The organism is Shewanella carassii, assembly GCF_002777975.1.
In the GTDB taxonomy this organism is placed as follows: domain Bacteria; phylum Pseudomonadota; class Gammaproteobacteria; order Enterobacterales; family Shewanellaceae; genus Shewanella; species Shewanella carassii.
In genome coordinates, this window is sequence record NZ_NGVS01000012.1 from 1 (window position 1) to 17620 (window position 17620).

15 protein-coding genes and 1 rRNA gene are annotated in these 17620 nt (G+C 52.6%); 7 read left to right on the forward strand and 9 right to left on the reverse strand.

Features of this window, described 5'->3' with window-relative positions:
- A 5S ribosomal RNA gene (gene rrf, locus CBE72_RS20655) occupies nucleotides 1-74 on the forward strand; the annotation flags it as partial.
- A 352-nt stretch (nucleotides 75-426) separates the two neighbouring features.
- Here the strand turns inward: rrf and mutT are convergent.
- The 9 genes from mutT to nadC all read right to left on the reverse strand — a co-directional run bounded on the left by mutT (nucleotide 427) and on the right by nadC (nucleotide 8651).
- Nucleotides 427-825 carry an 8-oxo-dGTP diphosphatase MutT gene (mutT, locus tag CBE72_RS07235; RefSeq protein WP_100142957.1) on the reverse strand — a complete coding sequence of 133 codons (399 nt, stop codon included), beginning with the start codon at nucleotides 823-825 and terminating at the stop codon, nucleotides 427-429.
- Complete coding sequence (yacG, locus tag CBE72_RS07240; protein WP_100142958.1) at nucleotides 825-1037, reverse strand: DNA gyrase inhibitor YacG; 213 nt, start codon at nucleotides 1035-1037, stop codon at nucleotides 825-827. The genes mutT and yacG overlap by 1 nt, the downstream gene beginning before the upstream one ends.
- A 44-nt stretch (nucleotides 1038-1081) precedes the next feature.
- On the reverse strand, nucleotides 1082-1822 hold the full coding sequence (gene zapD, locus CBE72_RS07245; RefSeq protein ID WP_100142959.1) for a cell division protein ZapD: 741 nt from the start codon (nucleotides 1820-1822) through the stop codon (nucleotides 1082-1084).
- Nucleotides 1819-2430: a dephospho-CoA kinase gene (coaE, locus tag CBE72_RS07250; protein WP_100142960.1), complete on the reverse strand. Its 612-nt coding sequence runs from the start codon at nucleotides 2428-2430 to the stop codon at nucleotides 1819-1821. Before coaE ends, zapD begins: the two co-directional genes overlap by 4 nt.
- The gene (locus CBE72_RS07255) at nucleotides 2431-3345 is read right to left on the reverse strand and encodes a prepilin peptidase (RefSeq protein ID WP_100142961.1); all 915 of its coding nucleotides are present in this window, start codon (nucleotides 3343-3345) and stop codon (nucleotides 2431-2433) included. It lies immediately after the preceding gene.
- An 80-nt stretch (nucleotides 3346-3425) separates the two neighbouring features.
- Nucleotides 3426-4694 (reverse strand): type II secretion system F family protein, encoded by a 1269-nt coding sequence (locus CBE72_RS07260; RefSeq protein WP_100142962.1) that lies wholly within the window; start codon nucleotides 4692-4694, stop codon nucleotides 3426-3428.
- An 85-nt stretch (nucleotides 4695-4779) separates the two neighbouring features.
- Entirely contained in the window at nucleotides 4780-6486 is a 1707-nt protein-coding gene (gene pilB, locus CBE72_RS07265) for a type IV-A pilus assembly ATPase PilB (protein ID WP_100142963.1), read from the reverse strand.
- A gap of 3 nt (nucleotides 6487-6489) precedes the next feature.
- Nucleotides 6490-6909 (reverse strand): pilin, encoded by a 420-nt coding sequence (locus CBE72_RS07270; protein WP_100142964.1) that lies wholly within the window; start codon nucleotides 6907-6909, stop codon nucleotides 6490-6492.
- Between the two features lie 881 nt (nucleotides 6910-7790).
- A complete protein-coding gene (gene nadC / locus CBE72_RS07275; protein WP_100142965.1) occupies nucleotides 7791-8651 on the reverse strand; it encodes a carboxylating nicotinate-nucleotide diphosphorylase in 861 nt (286 codons plus the stop codon).
- A 222-nt stretch (nucleotides 8652-8873) separates the two neighbouring features.
- Here nadC and ampD point away from each other — a divergent pair, with 222 nt between their 5' ends.
- From ampD to lpdA, 6 genes are all read left to right on the forward strand, one after another.
- Entirely contained in the window at nucleotides 8874-9419 is a 546-nt protein-coding gene (ampD, locus tag CBE72_RS07280) for a 1,6-anhydro-N-acetylmuramyl-L-alanine amidase AmpD (protein WP_100142966.1), read from the forward strand.
- 53 nt (nucleotides 9420-9472) lie between these two features.
- Nucleotides 9473-10324, forward strand: a complete 852-nt coding sequence (gene ampE, locus CBE72_RS07285; RefSeq protein WP_100142967.1) for a beta-lactamase regulator AmpE — start codon at nucleotides 9473-9475, stop codon at nucleotides 10322-10324.
- A gap of 201 nt (nucleotides 10325-10525) precedes the next feature.
- Complete coding sequence (gene pdhR / locus CBE72_RS07290) at nucleotides 10526-11278, forward strand: pyruvate dehydrogenase complex transcriptional repressor PdhR (protein WP_100142968.1); 753 nt, start codon at nucleotides 10526-10528, stop codon at nucleotides 11276-11278.
- Between the two features lie 71 nt (nucleotides 11279-11349).
- Nucleotides 11350-14016, forward strand: coding sequence for a pyruvate dehydrogenase (acetyl-transferring), homodimeric type (gene aceE, locus CBE72_RS07295; protein ID WP_100142969.1), 2667 nt, complete (start codon nucleotides 11350-11352; stop codon nucleotides 14014-14016).
- A gap of 13 nt (nucleotides 14017-14029) precedes the next feature.
- Complete coding sequence (aceF, locus tag CBE72_RS07300; protein WP_100142970.1) at nucleotides 14030-16000, forward strand: dihydrolipoyllysine-residue acetyltransferase; 1971 nt, start codon at nucleotides 14030-14032, stop codon at nucleotides 15998-16000.
- A gap of 157 nt (nucleotides 16001-16157) precedes the next feature.
- A complete protein-coding gene (gene lpdA / locus CBE72_RS07305) occupies nucleotides 16158-17588 on the forward strand; it encodes a dihydrolipoyl dehydrogenase (protein WP_100142971.1) in 1431 nt (476 codons plus the stop codon).
- Nucleotides 17589-17620 lie beyond the last annotated feature (32 nt).

A 17620-nucleotide genomic window follows, 5' to 3' on the forward strand; every position in this document is an offset into this window, starting at 1 on the left:
AACTCAGAAGTGAAACGCAATCGCGCCGATGGTAGTGTGGGGTCTCCCCATGTGAGAGTAGGTCATCGCCAGACGCCCAATAAACGATGGATCCCCAGCACTCTGTGTTGGGGATTTTTCGTTTTAATAGCATTTTGAAATGTCCACTCTTATACCAATTTGATTAATTATCTGGTCAGATTTATCCAGTCTCTGGAGCACAGAGATTTCACCCGACAGTATCCTCAATGAAGGTATTCCAGGCTCGGGATACGTGGTCAACAATGTGCTTGTAGCAATCGAATACTCGGTTGGAAAGACAGTGTTGTCTGAGTGATTGCCGTATCCATAGTTGCGTCATCAACTATGAACTCTGCAGAGGTGATTTGGGACATCTGAGTCGACAAGACAGGGATAATAAAAAGCCAGCATAGGCTGGCTTAGGGCTTAGTTTGAAAGCTCTGTAAGGATTTTATCAAGAATCGGTTGGTTGGCATCCGGGAAAGTATATTCCTGGAGTTTTTCCAAGTGCACCCACTCGACTTGCTGTCCCTCTACGCCATAGGCCGTACCACTGAATTCCGTGACCAGGTGGATATCCAGCAACACCTGTTTGTCCGGGTAGTCATAAGACAACAACATGAACGGAGTTGAGCCCGTTACCTTGAGCCCGACTTCTTCTATCAATTCTCTGGCAAGGGCTTGGGTGACGGTTTCACCGGTTTCGACTTTTCCACCTGGAAACTCCCATTTCCCACCTTGGTGCAGATGCCCATGGCGCTTGGCCAAGAGGATCTGCTCGCCGGATTTGATCACTCCGACTGCGACATGAACTCGTTTCATCACTACTGATCCTTGAAGAAGTTACCCTCATCGTAGCCAAACTCATCCAGCAGTTGTTCATCGAATTCTGGTTTGACCGGAATGGCGTGTTTTTCCGAGGCCCAATCACCGAGATCGATGAGTTTACAGCGCTCGCTACAGAAGGGCTTAAATTTGGATTCGGGGCTCCATTCCACCTCTTTTTGACAGGTGGGGCACTTAACTGTGATAGGCATTTGTGTGTCTCTTGGGCTAACAGATGGCGCCCATGGTAAAGAGTTTAGCTGCAGGTCGCCAGTAGGAATTTGACGGTTTTATCCGAATGTTTTTGCTGGTCGAACTGGACAAAGTGAATAGCAAAACGATTCCTGTGGCCACTTATCGTAGGATAACAGCCGTGTTCGGCATCCAGTTTGACTCTGACCAGTGATAGGCTTTGTTGGCTATCGCCTTGATAAAAGCCGGCATGAGCCACGGCATCTCGATATTCACTACTCATTCGGGTGAGTTGCAGTATCAGACTGATGGGCTGTAATAGGCTATTGAAATGGCTGGTCCATTGGCGAAACTCCTGGCTTCGCTCTTCCCAAGGCTTGGCCAGCCAAAAGTGGAGTTGTGGCAGGTCGAAGTTACAGCAAGCACCGGGCATGCTGAACCTCTGCCTGAGCGCCGATATAAATCTGTCTTGTTTTAACTGACTACCGGGGCGCTGTGGATGTTGTAGAGCTTCGCGGGCGAGGGAAAATTGTTCGAGATAATACTGGAGCTGCTGCTGATCGACTTGGTCTTGCTGTTGCCAGCTTTGCAGTTGAATGAGTTGACGGTCGATATCTTTAATAACTTCGCTGCGATAATCACAGCGTTCCGTGAGTTCACAGAGAGAAAAAAGCGGGTAGAAGCATCTGTGCTGATGATCTTGCTGCAAGTTATTGTCTAATTGATGGGCGAGATATTCCAGACGCAAATAGCTGCGGACCTTTTCATTGAGCGGCTGTTCGAATATCAGTTCTGTTGTATTCATGGATTTTGTCGTTCTGCCAGCTGTAAGTATTTATTATGCAGCGCCAGCACTTGCGACTGTAGCGCAGTAACATCTCCCTGATTATCAATGACATCATCCGCCTTATCGAGCCGGGTTTGGCGGTCGCTCTGGCTATTGATAATGTTTTGAACTTGTTCCTTAGACACCTTGTCACGCTCAATAGTTCGCTGCAATTGTAATTTGGGTGAAATATCTACCACCAAGGTGCGATGCACCAGTTTATCCAAGCCGTTTTCAAAAAGCAGGGGAACGACCATGATGACATAAGGGGAGCTTGCCGCTGCTATCTGTTGCAGCATACGGGTTCGTATCATGGGATGCAGCAGGGCATTGAGCCATTCCCTGTCTTGCGGATGATGAAATATTTGCTCCCTCAGCGCCGCTCTATTCAGATGGCCTTCAGGAGTCAGCATCTGAGGGCCAAATTTATCGCCAATTTGTCTGAGGCCATCTGAGCCCTTGGCGACCACCTCCCTGGCAATGATATCGGCATCGACCAGGACGATTCCCTGTTCGGCAAACAGATTAGCGACTGTGGTTTTGCCACTGCCTATACCGCCTGTGAGGCCTACAATAAAGTTTGCCATTTAAAGCGTCCCCAAATACCAATCAACAATCTGTTGTCCCCACACCAAGGCAACCCAACCAGCTACGGCAATATAGGGGCCAAAGGGGATGGGATTCCCCCGATTGAGATCCTTGAACAGTATGAGCAACACGCCCACCAAGGCGCCGACCAATGAAGATAGCAGGATAATCAGAGGTAGCATTTGCCATCCGAGCCAGGCGCCAAACAGTGCCAACAGCTTGAAGTCGCCATAACCCATGCCTTCCTTGCCGGTGACTAATTTAAACAGCCAGTAGATAGACCAGAGGCTCAAATAACCGGCCGCGGCACCTATGGTGGCATCAGTAATACTGGTAAAAGTGCCGGAGAGATTGATCAGTAAACCAAACCACAACAGCGGCAGGGTTATCTGGTCGGGCAATAGCATCTCATCCAGATCTATGCCGCTGAGAGCTATCAACCCAAAAGTGAGAATAGTGGCGTAAACAAATTGCAGGGTCGGGCCAAAGTACCAACCCAGAGTACAAATGAGTAAGGCCGTCAGCAACTCGAATAGGGGATATCTGGCGGAAATATTCGTCTTACAGGAGGCACATTTGCCGCCAAGCAACAGGTAGCCGATTATGGGGAGGTTGTGCCAGGGTTTGATATGGGTTCCGCACTTGGGGCAGGCAGACTTTGGCAATAATAGATTATATTTTGGGGGATAATTATCTATTGGGGCATTTAACTTTGTTTCACCTATCTGTTTGACAAAGTCGGCTTGATATTCATGCAGGTACTGATTGCATTCCTGCTGCCATTCACGCTTCATCATTACCGGCAGACGATGGATCACCACATTGAGAAAACTGCCTATTACTGAGGCAAACAGAAAACAGAGAACAAGAAAGAGCCAATGATTGTGGCTCAGTATGGCAATAAATTCTGACATGAAATATTAAGCTGCCCTAAAATAATGGTTTCGAACCTACTGTTTTTATTATTACATTTTGCTGGATACCAATAACAGCATTAACCTACCACGTTACCCATTTGGAAGATAGGCAGGTACATACCAACGATTAGCCCCCCTACCAGGGTGCCGATAACCACCATCATAATGGGTTCAATCAGGCTGGAGAGGCCATCAACGGCATCATCCACCTGCATCTCATAGATATTGGCAATCTTGTTGAGCATATTGTCCAGCGAGCCGGACTCTTCGCCTATCATCACCATCTGGATCAGCATATCCGGAAACAGCCTGGTGGTGCGCATCGCCACGTTCATCTGCATCCCTGCCATCACTTCGGTACGCACATTTAACAGCGCCTTGCGGTAGACATAGTTACCCGAAGCCCCGGCGGCAGACTCCAAGCCATCGATCAGAGGTACACCGGCGGCAAAGGTTGTGGCTAAGGTGCGGGCGAAACGGGCCATGGCCCCTTTATGAAGAATTTCACCTATCAATGGAATTTTAAGCACCATTTCATCTATACGGTTTCGGAAATGCTCAGAGTTGCGATGGGCGCGCACAAATAGCCAAACACTGATGACAATGGCCGCCAGGAAAATATACCAGGTACTCTGCAGGGCGCGGCTGATATTGACTATCAACTGGGTAAATGCGGGCAGCTCGGCACCAAAGCCAGCAAATATGCTTTCAAATTGTGGTACCACAAACAACAGCAACAGTACGGTCACGGCGATGGCTACCACAACCACGGCGGCCGGATAGAACATGGCCTTTTTGATTTTGGACTTGAGCGCCTCGGCCTTTTCCTTGTAAGTGGCGATACGTTCAAAGACTGCATCCAGTGAGCCGGAGTGTTCACCGGCAGCGACCAAGTCGACATAGAGGTCATCGAAATAGATTCTATGAGGACGCAGGGCATCGGAAAGGGGAATACCGGCCTGAACATCGGCCAGCACTGTGCCCAGCAGAACCCGCATCCTATTCTTTTCATGGCCGCGGGCGATCAGTTCGATGGAGGTTACCAGGGGCACCCCGGCGGCCAGCATGGTGGCTATCTGGCGGGTGATCACCGCAATATCCATCGCTTTGATTTTTTTATCGCCACCAAACAGCGAAGCCGATTTTTTGCGTACCGTCTTGGGGTTGATCCCCTGACTTTTTAGCAGGGTTTTGATTTCGGCTATGCTGGCACCGCGCAACTCGCCGGAGCTTTGCTTGCCGTCGCGGTTGAGCCCCTTCCAGGTAAAGGTATAGATCTGGGGTTGAGCCTTGGCACCTTTCTTCTTGGTTTTATTGTTTTTGGCTGCCGCCGTTGCTGTTGCCATAATAGTTCCTTGCGATATGCCCTTTCAGCCATCTGCCGTTAATTCTAGTCAGATTCATCGGTAACCGCTTTGGCGATTATCCCCATCAATAACTGGTTACCCGGTTGACCTCGGCAATGCTGGTGACCCCCTGGATCACCTTCAGTAAGCCCGACAAACGTAGATCGCGCATGCCCTGTTGTTTGGCGGTGGCGGCAATTTGCAGTGAATTACCGCCTTCCATAATGGTTCGAGCTATTTCATCGGACATCTTCATCACCTCATAGATGCCGACCCGGCCCTTATAACCGCCGGAGCAGAGCTCGCAGCCACAAGGTTTATAAGGGGTAAAGCCCGCATCTATCTGTTGCTGGCTGAAGCCCAGCTGCAGCAACTCATGTTCGGGGATCTCCTCCGGTTGCCGACACTCGGGGCAGAGACGGCGCGCCAGGCGCTGGGCAATGATCAGATTGACCGAGCTGGCAATGTTATAACCGGGTACGCCCATGTTGAGCAGGCGGGTGAGGGTTTCGGCCGATGAGTTGGTGTGCAGGGTCGAGAGCACCAAGTGGCCGGTTTGTGCCGCCTTGATGGCGATTTCGGCGGTTTCCAGATCGCGAATTTCCCCCACCATCACCACGTCCGGATCCTGACGCAGGAAGGAGCGCAGCGCCGAGGCGAAGGTTAACCCGGCCTTGGTGTTGATATGTACCTGGTTGACCCCTTCGAGGTTGATCTCTACCGGATCTTCGGCGGTGCTGATATTGCGCTCTTCGGTGTTGAGAATATTGAGGCCGGTATAGAGGGACACGGTTTTTCCCGAACCCGTGGGGCCGGTGACCAGGATCATTCCCTGGGGTCTTGCCAGCATCTCCAGATAGGCTTGTTTCTGGTCTTCCTCGTAACCGAGTTTTTCGATCCCTAATTGCGCCGAAGAGGAGTCGAGGATCCGCATCACTATCTTTTCGCCCCAGAGGGTGGGCAGAGTACTGACCCGAAAGTCGATGCTCTTGTTGCGCGACAGCCTCATCTTGATGCGACCATCCTGAGGCACCCGGCGCTCGGCGATATCCAGCTTGGACATCACCTTCAGTCGCGCCGATATCCGCCCGGAAAGTGAAATCGGCGGCTCGGACACCTCATGGAGTATGCCATCGATACGGAAACGGATGCGATAGCGCTTCTCGTAGGGTTCGAAGTGCAGATCCGACGCCCCCTTGCGGATGGCATCGGTGAGAATTTTATTGATATAGATGACGATGGGGGCATCGTCTTTGCCTTCGCTGTTGTCTTCCGGACGCTTGTCGGTGTCGGTGACTTCAATGCCAGCGAGGGACTCTTCGTCGAGGCCATCGAGCTCCAGCGAACTCAAGTCCTCTTCCAGCACTTTTTCCAGCGCCTTGGCTAATTTGTCCTCTTCGACCAGTATCGCCTCGGCATGCAGGCCGGCGCTGAATTGAAAGTCTTCCAGGGCGGCGATATTGGTGGGATCCGAGGTGGCGATATAGAGGCGGTTGCCGCGCTTGAACAGCGGCAGGCAGCGGTGCTTGTCGATCAGTTTCTTGTTGAGAAACTCTTCCGGAATGCTGCCAAGATCGAACTCGTTGAGATCCAGCAGTGGGGTGCCGTACTCCTCATAACAGAGCTCGGCTATGCTGCGGGCGGATAAAAGCTTACTGGTCACCAAGGTGGTGACCAGGGCTTGTTTGCTGTTTTGCGACTGCTTGATGGCCTCCGCCAGGCTGCTCTCATCGAGCAGCCCCTTACGGATAAATAGGGTCGATAATCCTAAATGGAGGCCAGTCGTAGGCATTGATTAACACAGGCCTGCTGCTTGACAGGTACCACCTTCTGTCCATTGAATTGGAGCAACAATGCCGTTAGGGGTTAAGGTATATGTTGCGCTATCAACTTCTGCGGTGCCTGTTGCAGTAATGATACCATCAGCGATGGTTACACTAGTAATCACACCAGAAGCACCGACGGCAGGGGGTAACCCCAGCGAGCCAGCATCTGCATCCGCCAAAGCGGTGAATTTGCCTGATTGAGCAGATACTTCAAAAGCAGTTTTAAACGCACTGGTTGCTAGAATGACTTCTGAAAACTTTGCCTTTTTAGTATATGTTTGATACGCAGGCAGTGCGATGGCCGCCAGAATACCGATGATCGCGACAACGATCATCAATTCGATCAGGGTAAAGCCCTGAGCACGCTTGTTGAGTTTGATACCTTTCATTTGCTTTCTCCATTGTTGCCGTCTTGAGTGAATCGGTAACTTGATTCCCTGTTACTCGTATTCCTGTGATGCCTGTAAATATTCAGGCGGTCTTTCCCGGCTTGCCAGCTTAGTGGGGATGACCCCAAAGCCTATCTGGATCCAGACTCAATCAGTTCAGCAAAACTATTTAAGTTTATCGTATGTCGTTCCGGCAAACCGCACCTTAAGGATCCGAGTGTCTACTCTAAGCTGGGTTGTTACATTTGTAACAACTTCACATGCCCGAGGCAGACGCCCGGTTGGTTGGTTACCTTGTCGGTGAGGTTGGCCGAAGCGGCCATCTCGCCCGCTATAAAAGTTAGTATAAAGTTACTCAAAAGGGAATCTCTAAGTGGCGAAAAATGGCGTAAATACGCGGTAAAGCTCAAAATTGTTACATGAGCGCTTATCATGGTAGCAACAATATTTTGGCACTTGCTAAGAAGATGTCAGAGAAATGTCATTGTCAAAAAATGCAATACTGCATCATAGTGTCAAATTAAGCTTGTTAATATTATGTTTATTTGCCATTTCGTGGTTTGGGTTGTTCGCCCGGGTGCTTGATGGGCTTTGGGGGTAAATATAGACGAGTGGGAACCTTGGGTTATGGTGGGTGAGTGGTCAATCGGCTCTCTCGCTGGCAGATGCTCTGTGGCGGGGTGAGTCTGAGGGCTTAGCAGCTATGGGTTTAGTGGCTATGGTTTAGTGGCTATGGATAGTGGTTTAAATGGATAGAGGTTTGAGTGAATAGAGGCTTGAGCGGTGGAATCGAGTCTGGCTGCGGTTGGCGATGTTAGCGTCGGCGAGCGAGCCCGGGGCGCCGGGGCTCGCTTATGGAGGCCGAAGTAGGAACTCGGGCCTTAGTTTTTAAGGCGCATGGAGAGGTCCATCGCCCGTACGTGCTTGGTCAGGGCGCCGACCGAGATGTAGTCAACGCCGGTTTGAGCAAAGGCGCCTATGGTTTCCAGGGTAACATCGCCGGAGACCTCGAGTTTGGCACCCAATCCCTTGGCTTTGAAGCTGTCGTTAAGCTCTACCGCTTGCAGCATCATGGTGATATCAAAGTTGTCCAGCATGACAATATCGGCACCCCCTTGCAGCGCCTCGGTCAGCTCCTGCAGGTTTTCTACTTCGACTTCCACGGGTTTTTGCGGGTGCAGCTCACGGGCTGCAGAGATGGCGTTGGCAATCCCGCCACAGGCCATAATATGATTCTCTTTGATCAGGAAGGCATCGAATAGGCCGATACGATGGTTTTTGCCTCCACCGCAGGTGACGGCATATTTTTGTGCCGTGCGCAGGCCGGGAATGGTCTTACGGGTATCCAGCAGGCGGCATTGGGTGCCGGCCAATTTATCATTGTAGACTTTGGTGAGGCTGGCCACGCCCGACAGGGTTTGAATAAAGTTCATCATGGTGCGTTCGCCGGTGAGCAACAGGCGTGCCGGCCCAGAAAGCTCACACAACAGCTGGTTGGGAAGCACCAGGTCACCATCGTCTACATGCCAGTGCAGGGCGACTTCGCCGCCGAGCTGGTTAAATACCTGTTCGGCCCAGGCTTTACCGCAGAAAACACCTTCTTCACGGGTAATAAGAGTGGCTTCGGCATACTTGTCTGCGGGGATCAACAGAGCGGTGATATCGCCCTCAGAGGCCTTTTGGTGGCCAAGGTCTTCGTCCAGAGCGGCTTTGACACTGACCCTGATATCATTTTCGAGCATGATGCGCGTCCTTGATTGACTCGGGATTGTTGGGGTAATGATTATTGCTAGATTAGCATAATAAGCCTGGCTGCTGGTATTGTGTTCGAGGCTTAACTCGCCGAGGCTTTAACCTCGGCAGATGATGAGATTAACCGGTATCAGCGGGCATTGCCGCCCTCAATGTTTGACGTTGGCGGCGATGGGTTGCTGGTGGCCGAATAGGAATAAGGGGGAGAGTCGTTGGTAAAGGAACAATGGCATGACGGCTGGTATCGGCAGGCAAACCACAGCCCTTCGCCTCATTTTAATCGTAGGCCCGATGCTGAGGTGAGCCTGTTGGTGATCCATAATATCAGTCTGCCGGCCGGCCATTTTGGTCTGCCTTATATAGAGCAGCTGTTTTTGGGACAGCTGGATGTAGCGGCCGATGCCAGTTTTGCCGATCTCAAAGGGTTGCAGGTGTCGGCGCATTTTCTTATTCGCCGCGATGGTGAGTTGCGCCAATATGTTTCGGTAGATCAACGCGCCTGGCACGCCGGAGTCTCCAGTTTTCAAGGTCGCAGCGGCTGTAATGATTTTGCCGTTGGCATTGAGCTGGAGGGCACAGATGATTCCGGCTTTACCGAGGCGCAGTATCATACTCTTATTACTCTGACCCAGAATTTACGGCTGGCTTACCCGGATATCAGTAAAGAGAGAATTGTGGGCCATAGTGATATCGCCCCGGGACGTAAGACAGATCCAGGCCCAGGATTTGATTGGCAGAGATATTTACAGGCACTGTGACGGCTGTGGATTTGGCATGGTCACTGGCTTAGATAGAGCAAGGAGAAGGAAAGATGGCACTGTTTTCCCTGTTGATCGCGATTATTGTTGAACGTTTGAAGTTGTTGCCCGCCCGTTGGCAGTTGGACAGCGCGCTGCTCTGGTATCAAAAGCAGATGTTTACCGACAGCCAGTTGAGTACTACAGGTGGCATGATGGTGGCGCTGTTATTGCCTGCGGTCACTGTGGCGGTGGCGCTATGGGTGGTGGATGGATGGTTTTGGGGCCTGGCTTCGCTATTGTTGTGGGTGGCGTTAGCGATAGTGTGTTTTTCCCATCAGTATCAAAGGCGTTTGTTCAAGCGTTATGTGCAGGCCGCCTGCCGTGGTGATGTGCAGGCCAGTTTTCATTTTGCCGGTGAGCTGGATTGCAGCGAGTGCCTGGATGCGGTCAGTGAGGGGGAGCTGGGGGCTCGGGTGGGCCAGAGCGTAGCCTGGCTCAATTACCGCTATTATGGTGCAGTGGCGCTGTTCCTTATCTTATTTGGCCCGGTGGGAGCCGTGTTTTATTGCAGTGTGCGCTTTTTTGATGAAAGGCGTCAGCGTTTGAGTAAAGAGTGGCCCCTGGTACATACACTCTTGTATTGGCTCGATTGGTTACCGGCGCGGATCATTGGCTTTGGTTATGTATTGTGTGGCCATTTCAGCAACGCTTTTCCTCGTTGGTGTCAGTTGGCGTTGACACTGGATTCCCAGCCCAGAGAGATAGTGACCCGAGTGGCGCTGGCTGCCGAAACCCTGCCGGAAGATGAGGGGGTTCCTGTATCTGTTCAATCCACCCTGGCCTTGCTGGCTCTGAGTAAGCGTAATTCAACGCTGCTGATCACTTTGTTATCTCTGTTAACCATCTTTGGTCTGGTCAATTAACATTGATATCTATGACGGAAAGGGGATGTCAAACCTATGTTATCAGTGGGCTTGCCCAGAGATGGGAAAACTGGGCTATGCTCACACATCGTGAGATGACTTGATGTAGATCACCAACTGGACTTTGAAAGTGTGATTTGATAAAGTGCGCTCACTCATGATAATTGGTAAGACCAATTAACAATAGGAGCTGAGGGCCAGATGGCTTATAGCAAAATCAGTCAGCCAAAAATTTCTGATGTCATCATGAATCAGTTGGAGCAGATGATCCTGGAAGGCAGCCTTCAGCCGGGTCAGAAGTTACCTCCTGAACGTGAGTTGGCATTACAGTTTGAAGTTTCCCGTCCCTCATTGCGGGAAGCGATTCAAAAGCTGGAAGCAAAAGGGTTACTGTTGCGCCGTCAGGGCGGCGGTACCTATGTCAAAGAACAGCTGTGGCAGAGTCTTGCCGATCCCATAGTCGAACTTATGCAGGGCGATCCGGAGAGTCAGTACGACTTGCTGGAGTTCCGTCATGCCACCGAAGGCATGATGGCTTATTTTGCTGCCCTGCGTGGAACAGACGCCGATATGCAAAATATCCAGCGGATGATCCAGGAAGTGGAAGACGCCGACAATATTGAGACTCAAGCCGCTGCCATTGTGCATTTTTATCGGGCGGTAGCCGAGGCTTCACACAATGTTGCCATGCTGCACCTGGTGCTGAGTTTAACCCCTGTGCTACATAAAAATGTGGCGCAAAACCTGGAGCTTCTGAGCCGTCGCGAAGAAGCTTCATCCATGGCGAATAAACATAGGCGGGCCTTGCTGGCCGCAATCGTTCGCCGCGATCCCGAAGCTGCGCGTGAAGCATCCAATGACCACTTGAGTTATATCGAGGAAGTCATGTTGTCGGTACGCGAAGAAGATAGCCGGTTGCAGCGTAGCCTGCGCCGTTTGAAGAGCGGCGTGTAGCCCGAAGGCGGCAATGGCCCGCCTCAGGACGTCGCAATCACTATTAATACAATGTATAGAAGGACAGTGTCATGTCTGAAAATATGCTACAAGACTTGGATCCGTTAGAGACACAGGAATGGGTAGAATCCCTGCAGGCCGTATTGGAGCAGGAAGGCCCTGAGCGTGCTCATTACCTGTTGGAAAAGCTGATCGACAAGGCTCGCCGTAACGGTACTCACCTGCCTTACACTGCCACTACTGCTTACCTGAATACCATTCCGGCCTGGCAAGAGCCTCAAATGCCGGGCAATCAGGAGATGGAACGCCGCATTCGCGCCATTGTGCGTTGGAACGCGCTGGCCATGGTACTGCGTGGTTCCAAGAAAGATCTGGAGCTTGGTGGTCATATTTCCAGTTTCTCCTCCAGTGCCACTATCTATGATGTGTGCTTTAACCACTTCTTCCGTGCTCCCAACGAGAAAGATGGCGGCGACCTGGTTTACTTCCAGGGCCATATTGCCCCCGGCATCTATGCCCGCTCTTTCCTCGAAGGCCGTCTGAGCGAAGAACAGCTGGCCAACTTCCGTCAGGAAGTGGATGGCAAAGGCCTGTCCTCCTATCCGCATCCCAAGCTGATGCCTGATTACTGGCAGTTCCCTACGGTTTCCATGGGTCTGGGACCTATCCAGGCTATCTATCAGGCGCGCTTCCTCAAGTACCTGACTGACCGTGGTATCAAGGATTGCTCCGAGCAAACCGTGTATTGCTTCCTGGGCGACGGCGAGTGTGACGAGCCGGAAGCGCTGGGTGCCATCGGTCTGGCCGCTCGTGAAGAGTTGGATAACCTGGTGTTTATCGTTAACTGTAACCTGCAGCGTCTCGACGGCCCTGTGCGCGGTAACGGCAAGATCATCCAGGAGCTGGAAGGTGAATTCCGCGGCGCCGGTTGGGAAGTGGTCAAGGTTATCTGGGGCCGTTACTGGGATCCATTGCTGGCCAGTGACACCAGCGGTAAGCTGCTGCAACTGATGAACGAAACCGTTGACGGTGAATACCAGAACTGTAAAGCCAAAGGCGGTGCCTGGACCCGTGAACACTTCTTCGGTAAGTATCCTGAAACCGCCGAGATGGTAGCCAACATGTCTGATGATGACATCTGGCGCCTGAACCGTGGTGGTCACGATCCGGTGAAGATTTACGCCGCGCTCGATAGAGCCAAGAAGACCAAGGGTCGCCCAACCGTTATTCTGGCCAAGACAGTGAAAGGTTATGGTCTGGGTGATGCCGGTGAAGGCAAAAACATTGCCCATAACGTCAAGAAGATGGACATTGAAGCCATTCGTCACTTCCGCGACCGCTTCAACATCCCAATCCCTGATGACAAGCTGGATGAAATCCCCTTCTACCATCCGGGACCGGACTCCGAAGAGGTTAAATACCTCAAGGAACGCCGTGAGGCCCTGATGGGTTATCTGCCTGCCCGTCGGCAGAAGTTCAGCGAAGAGCTGCAAGTGCCTTCACTGAAAATTTTTGATGCGGTTCTCAAAGGCTCCAACGGCCGTGAGATCTCTTCTACCATGGCCTTTGTGCGGGTATTGACTGCCTTGCTGAAAGATAAGGGCATAGGTAAGAAGATAGTACCTATCATCCCGGATGAGGCCCGTACCTTTGGTATGGAAGGTCTGTTCCGTCAAGTGGGTATTTACGCTCACGAAGGCCAGAAATATGTGCCTCAGGATGCGGATCAGGTTGCTTACTATCGTGAGGACAAGTCCGGTCAGGTACTGCAGGAAGGGATTAACGAGCTGGGCGCCATGTCCTCTTGGGTATCGGCTGCGACCAGCTACTCGGTCAATGATACGCCGATGATCCCTTTCTATATCTATTACTCCATGTTCGGCTTCCAGCGGATCGGCGATCTGGCTTGGGCCGCCGGCGACATGCGCGCCCGTGGTTTCCTGGTAGGTGGTACTTCCGGCCGGACTACGCTGAACGGTGAAGGCTTGCAGCACCAGGACGGTCACAGCCATATTCTGGCCAACACCATTCCTAACTGCATCAGCTATGACCCAACCTATGGTTATGAAATTGCCGTTATCGTTCAGGATGGCATTCGCCGCATGTATGGCGAAGATCAGGAAGATATCTTCTATTACCTGACCACAATGAACGAGAACTATGTTCAGCCTGAAATGCCACAAGGCGTGGAAGAAGGCATAGTCAAGGGTATCTACAAGTTGGAAAGCGTTGCCGGTTCCGGTAAAGGCAAGGTCCAGCTGATGGGTTGCGGCACTATCCTCGAGCAAGTACGCAAGGCGGCACAGGCGCTGGCGAAAGACTTTGGTATTAGCACAGATGTGTTCAGCGTTACCAGCTTCAACGAACTGGCGCGTGATGGCCAGGCGGTTGAGCGCTGGAACATGCTGCACCCAACCGAAACTGCCAAGGTACCTTATGTGAGCACAGTGCTGGCCAAAGATGCGCCTGCCATTGTCGCGACCGATTACATGAAGATCTACGGCGAGCAGCTGCGTGCTTACGTGCCTTGTGACTACAAGGTGCTGGGTACCGACGGCTTCGGCCGCTCTGACAGCCGTGCCAACCTGCGTCACCACTTTGAAGTGGATGCCAAGTTCATCGTGGTTGCTGCGCTCAAGTCGCTGGTGGACCGCAACGAGCTGCCGGTAGATGTTCTGGCCAAGACCATTGCCGAATACGGCATCGACGCCGACAAGATCGACCCACAGCACGCGTAAGAGGGGAAGCAGAATGGCTGATATGAAACAAGTACTGGTTCCCGATATTGGCGGGGACGAGGTACAGGTTATTGAGATCTGTGCCAATGTGGGTGACAGCCTGGCGGCTGAAGACTCCATTATTACCGTTGAAAGCGACAAGGCGACCATGGATATTCCCGCGCCATTCGCCGGTGTGCTCAAAGAGCTGAAAGTGGCCGTTGGCGACAGCGTGTCTGAAGGCACCTTGATAGCCTTGATGACCGCCGAAGGCGCAGAAGCGGTAGCTGTTGCAGAAGCGCCCAAGGCTGAAGCTGCGCCTGCTCCGGCAGCGGCCCCAGCACAGGCGGCGCCGGCCGCACCTGCAGCCGGTGGCAGCCAGGTCATTGAAGTGACAGTGCCGGATATTGGCGATGCCGCAGATGTCGATGTTATCGAAGTGCTGGTGAGCGAGGGTGAGGCTATCGAAGCCGATGCCGGTTTGATCACGCTGGAAACCGATAAGGCGACCATGGATGTCCCTTCGCCTCAGGCGGGTACAGTCAAGTCACTGAAAGTGAAGGTTGGCGACAAGGTTTCCCAGGGCTCTTTGGTGTTGCTGTTGGAAGTTGGCGCCTCTGCCGAAGCACCGCAAGCGCCAGCGGCTCAAGCAGCCGCACAACCGGTGGCCGCTCAGGCTGCCGCGCCTGCCACTGTTGCAGTGAAAGAGATTGCGGTTCCCGATATCGGTGATGCTGCTGATGTGGACGTTATCGAAGTGCTGGTGGCGGTAGGTGATGAGATCAGTGCCGATCAAGGGCTGATCACGCTGGAAACCGACAAGGCGACCATGGAAGTACCGGCACCCTTCGGTGGCAAACTGGTTTCTCTGACCGTTAAAGTGGGTGACAAGGTGTCTCAGGGGAGCGTGATTGCCACGGTTGAGACTCAAGGCGCCGCTCCTGCAGCAGTTGTTGCACCGGCAGAAATCCCTGCTCAGGCGGCTCCAGCCCCTGCAGCGGCTCCGGCGGCCGCGCCTGCAGCGCAGAGTCGCCCACCTGTGCCGCATCATCCGAGTGCCGGTGCTCAACCAAGCACAGGTGCGGTACACGCTTCTCCGGCGGTACGTCGCCTGGCCCGTGAGTTCGGTGTTGACCTGACTCAGGTGAAAGGCACGGGGCGTAAGGGTCGTATCCTCAAAGAGGATGTGCAGGCCTATGTGAAATATGAACTGTCACGGCCCAAGGCCACGGCGGCGACTTCTGTCGGCGGCGGCAGTGGTCTGCAGGTTATCGATGCACCTAAGGTGGACTTCAGCAAGTTCGGTGAAGTGGAACAAGTACCACTGACCCGGATCCAGAAGATCTCCGGCCCTAACCTGCATCGCAACTGGGTGACCATTCCCCATGTGACTCAGTTCGATGAGGCTGATATCACAGAGATGGAAGCCTTCCGTAAGCAGCAGAATGAATTGGCGGCCAAGCAGAAGCTGAATGTGAAGATCACTCCGCTGGTGTTCATGATGAAGGCGGTTGCCAAGACGCTGCAGCAGTTCCCGGTATTCAACTCCAGCCTGAGCCCGGACGGTGAATCGCTGATCCGCAAGAAGTACTACCACATCGGGGTGGCGGTCGATACGCCAAACGGTTTGGTTGTGCCTGTGGTGCGTGATGTGGACAAGAAAGGCATTATCGAGCTCAGTCGCGAGCTGACCGAAATTTCGATCAAGGCCCGCGACGGCAAGCTTAAGGCGGCCGACATGCAAGGCAGCTGCTTCACTATCTCCAGCCTGGGGGGGATCGGCGGTACCGCGTTTACGCCTATCGTCAACTATCCGGATGTGGCGATTCTCGGGGTGTCCAAGTCTGAGATCAAGCCGAAGTGGAACGGCAAAGAGTTTGAGCCAAAGCTGATGTTACCACTGTCACTGTCATACGATCACCGGGTGATCGACGGGGCGATGGCGGCACGCTTCAGTGTCACTCTGTCAGGTATCTTGTCCGATATTCGGACAATGATCCTCTAACACAACAGGCTGCCCCTCGGGGCGGCCTTTTGTTTATTGTGATCAGTGTCAAACACGGGTTAAAATGCGCCCACCTTACGAGACAAGCACTTTCGAGCTGGCGCATCGCAGGTTGGGATGGCTGTCCCCAACGGAATGAAAGAAATCAGAGGAAAAAATGAGTAACGAAATCAAAACTCAGGTAGTGGTATTAGGTGCTGGCCCTGCTGGCTATTCTGCGGCTTTTCGCGCGGCAGATTTAGGCCTGGAGACAGTGATTGTTGAGCGTTTCAGCACTCTGGGTGGCGTATGCCTGAATGTGGGTTGTATTCCTTCCAAAGCCCTGTTGCATGTGGCCAAAGTGATTGAAGAGGCCAAGGCGGTATCGGATCACGGCGTTGTGTTCGGTGAGCCAAAGATCGATCTCGACAAGCTGCGTGGCTTTAAAGAGAAGGTGATCGGCCAACTGACCAATGGTCTTGGCGGCATGTCCAAGATGCGTAAAGTGAAGGTGGTTAACGGCTTCGGTAAGTTCACCGGCCCTAACAGCATTCAGGTGCAGGGCGCCGATGGTGAAACCACAGTGGTTAACTTTGACAACGCCATCATCGCGGCCGGCTCTCGCCCAATTCAGCTGCCTTTCATTCCTCATGAAGACCCTCGTATCTGGGACTCTACCGATGCACTGGAACTGAAAGAGATCCCAGGCAAGATGCTGGTGATGGGCGGCGGTATCATAGGTCTGGAAATGGGTACTGTTTACTCGTCTCTGGGCAGTGAAATCGACGTGGTTGAAATGTTCGACCAGGTGATCCCAGCGGCCGACAAAGATGTGGTGAAGATTTTCACCAAGCAGATCAAGAAGAAATTCAACCTGATGCTGGAAACCAAGGTGACAGCGGTTGAAGCCAAAGAAGACGGCATTTATGTGTCAATGGAAGGTAAGTCGGCACCTGCCGAGCCAGTGCGTTACGACGCTGTGCTGGTGGCCATTGGCCGTACTCCCAATGGCAAGCTGATCGATGCCGACAAGGCTGGGGTCAAGATTGATGAGCGTGGCTTTATCAATGTCGACAAGCAGCTGCGTACCAATGTGGCCAACATCTTCGCCGTGGGCGATATCGTGGGTCAACCAATGTTGGCTCACAAAGGTGTGCATGAAGGCCACGTGGCCGCCGAAGTGATTGCCGGTATGAAGCACTTCTTCGATCCTAAGGTCATCCCATCCATCGCTTACACAGATCCTGAAGTGGCTTGGGTTGGTCTGACTGAGAAAGAAGCCAAAGAGCAGGGCATAGCTTACGAAACGGCTACCTTCCCATGGGCCGCCAGCGGCCGTGCTATCGCTTCCGATGCCAGCGAAGGTATGACCAAGCTGATTTTCGATAAAGAGACTCACAGAGTCATCGGTGGCGCCATTGTGGGTGTCAACGGTGGTGAGTTGCTGGGCGAAATCGGTCTGGCCATTGAGATGGGGTGTGATGCCGAAGATCTGGCGCTGACCATTCATGCTCACCCGACTCTGCACGAGTCTGTAGGGCTGGCGGCCGAGATCTACGAAGGTTCAATCACAGATCTGCCGAATCCAAAGGCAAAAAAGAAAAAGTAATTCTCTGAATGGGATCTTGTTCCCAAGCAGTG

Coding starts and splice junctions, on each gene's coding strand:
- nadC (WP_100142965.1), bottom strand. CDS start 8,651: ATGCTCGAAAATGATATCAGGGTCAGTGTCAAAGCCGCTCTGGACGAA.
- lpdA (WP_100142971.1), top strand. CDS start 16,158: ATGAGTAACGAAATCAAAACTCAGGTAGTGGTATTAGGTGCTGGCCCT.
- ampE (WP_100142967.1), top strand. CDS start 9,473: ATGGCACTGTTTTCCCTGTTGATCGCGATTATTGTTGAACGTTTGAAG.
- zapD (WP_100142959.1), bottom strand. CDS start 1,822: ATGAATACAACAGAACTGATATTCGAACAGCCGCTCAATGAAAAGGTC.
- aceF (WP_100142970.1), top strand. CDS start 14,030: ATGGCTGATATGAAACAAGTACTGGTTCCCGATATTGGCGGGGACGAG.
- pdhR (WP_100142968.1), top strand. CDS start 10,526: ATGGCTTATAGCAAAATCAGTCAGCCAAAAATTTCTGATGTCATCATG.
- CBE72_RS07270 (WP_100142964.1), bottom strand. CDS start 6,909: ATGAAAGGTATCAAACTCAACAAGCGTGCTCAGGGCTTTACCCTGATC.
- CBE72_RS07260 (WP_100142962.1), bottom strand. CDS start 4,694: ATGGCAACAGCAACGGCGGCAGCCAAAAACAATAAAACCAAGAAGAAA.
- coaE (WP_100142960.1), bottom strand. CDS start 2,430: ATGGCAAACTTTATTGTAGGCCTCACAGGCGGTATAGGCAGTGGCAAA.
- pilB (WP_100142963.1), bottom strand. CDS start 6,486: ATGCCTACGACTGGCCTCCATTTAGGATTATCGACCCTATTTATCCGT.
- aceE (WP_100142969.1), top strand. CDS start 11,350: ATGTCTGAAAATATGCTACAAGACTTGGATCCGTTAGAGACACAGGAA.
- CBE72_RS07255 (WP_100142961.1), bottom strand. CDS start 3,345: ATGTCAGAATTTATTGCCATACTGAGCCACAATCATTGGCTCTTTCTT.
- yacG (WP_100142958.1), bottom strand. CDS start 1,037: ATGCCTATCACAGTTAAGTGCCCCACCTGTCAAAAAGAGGTGGAATGG.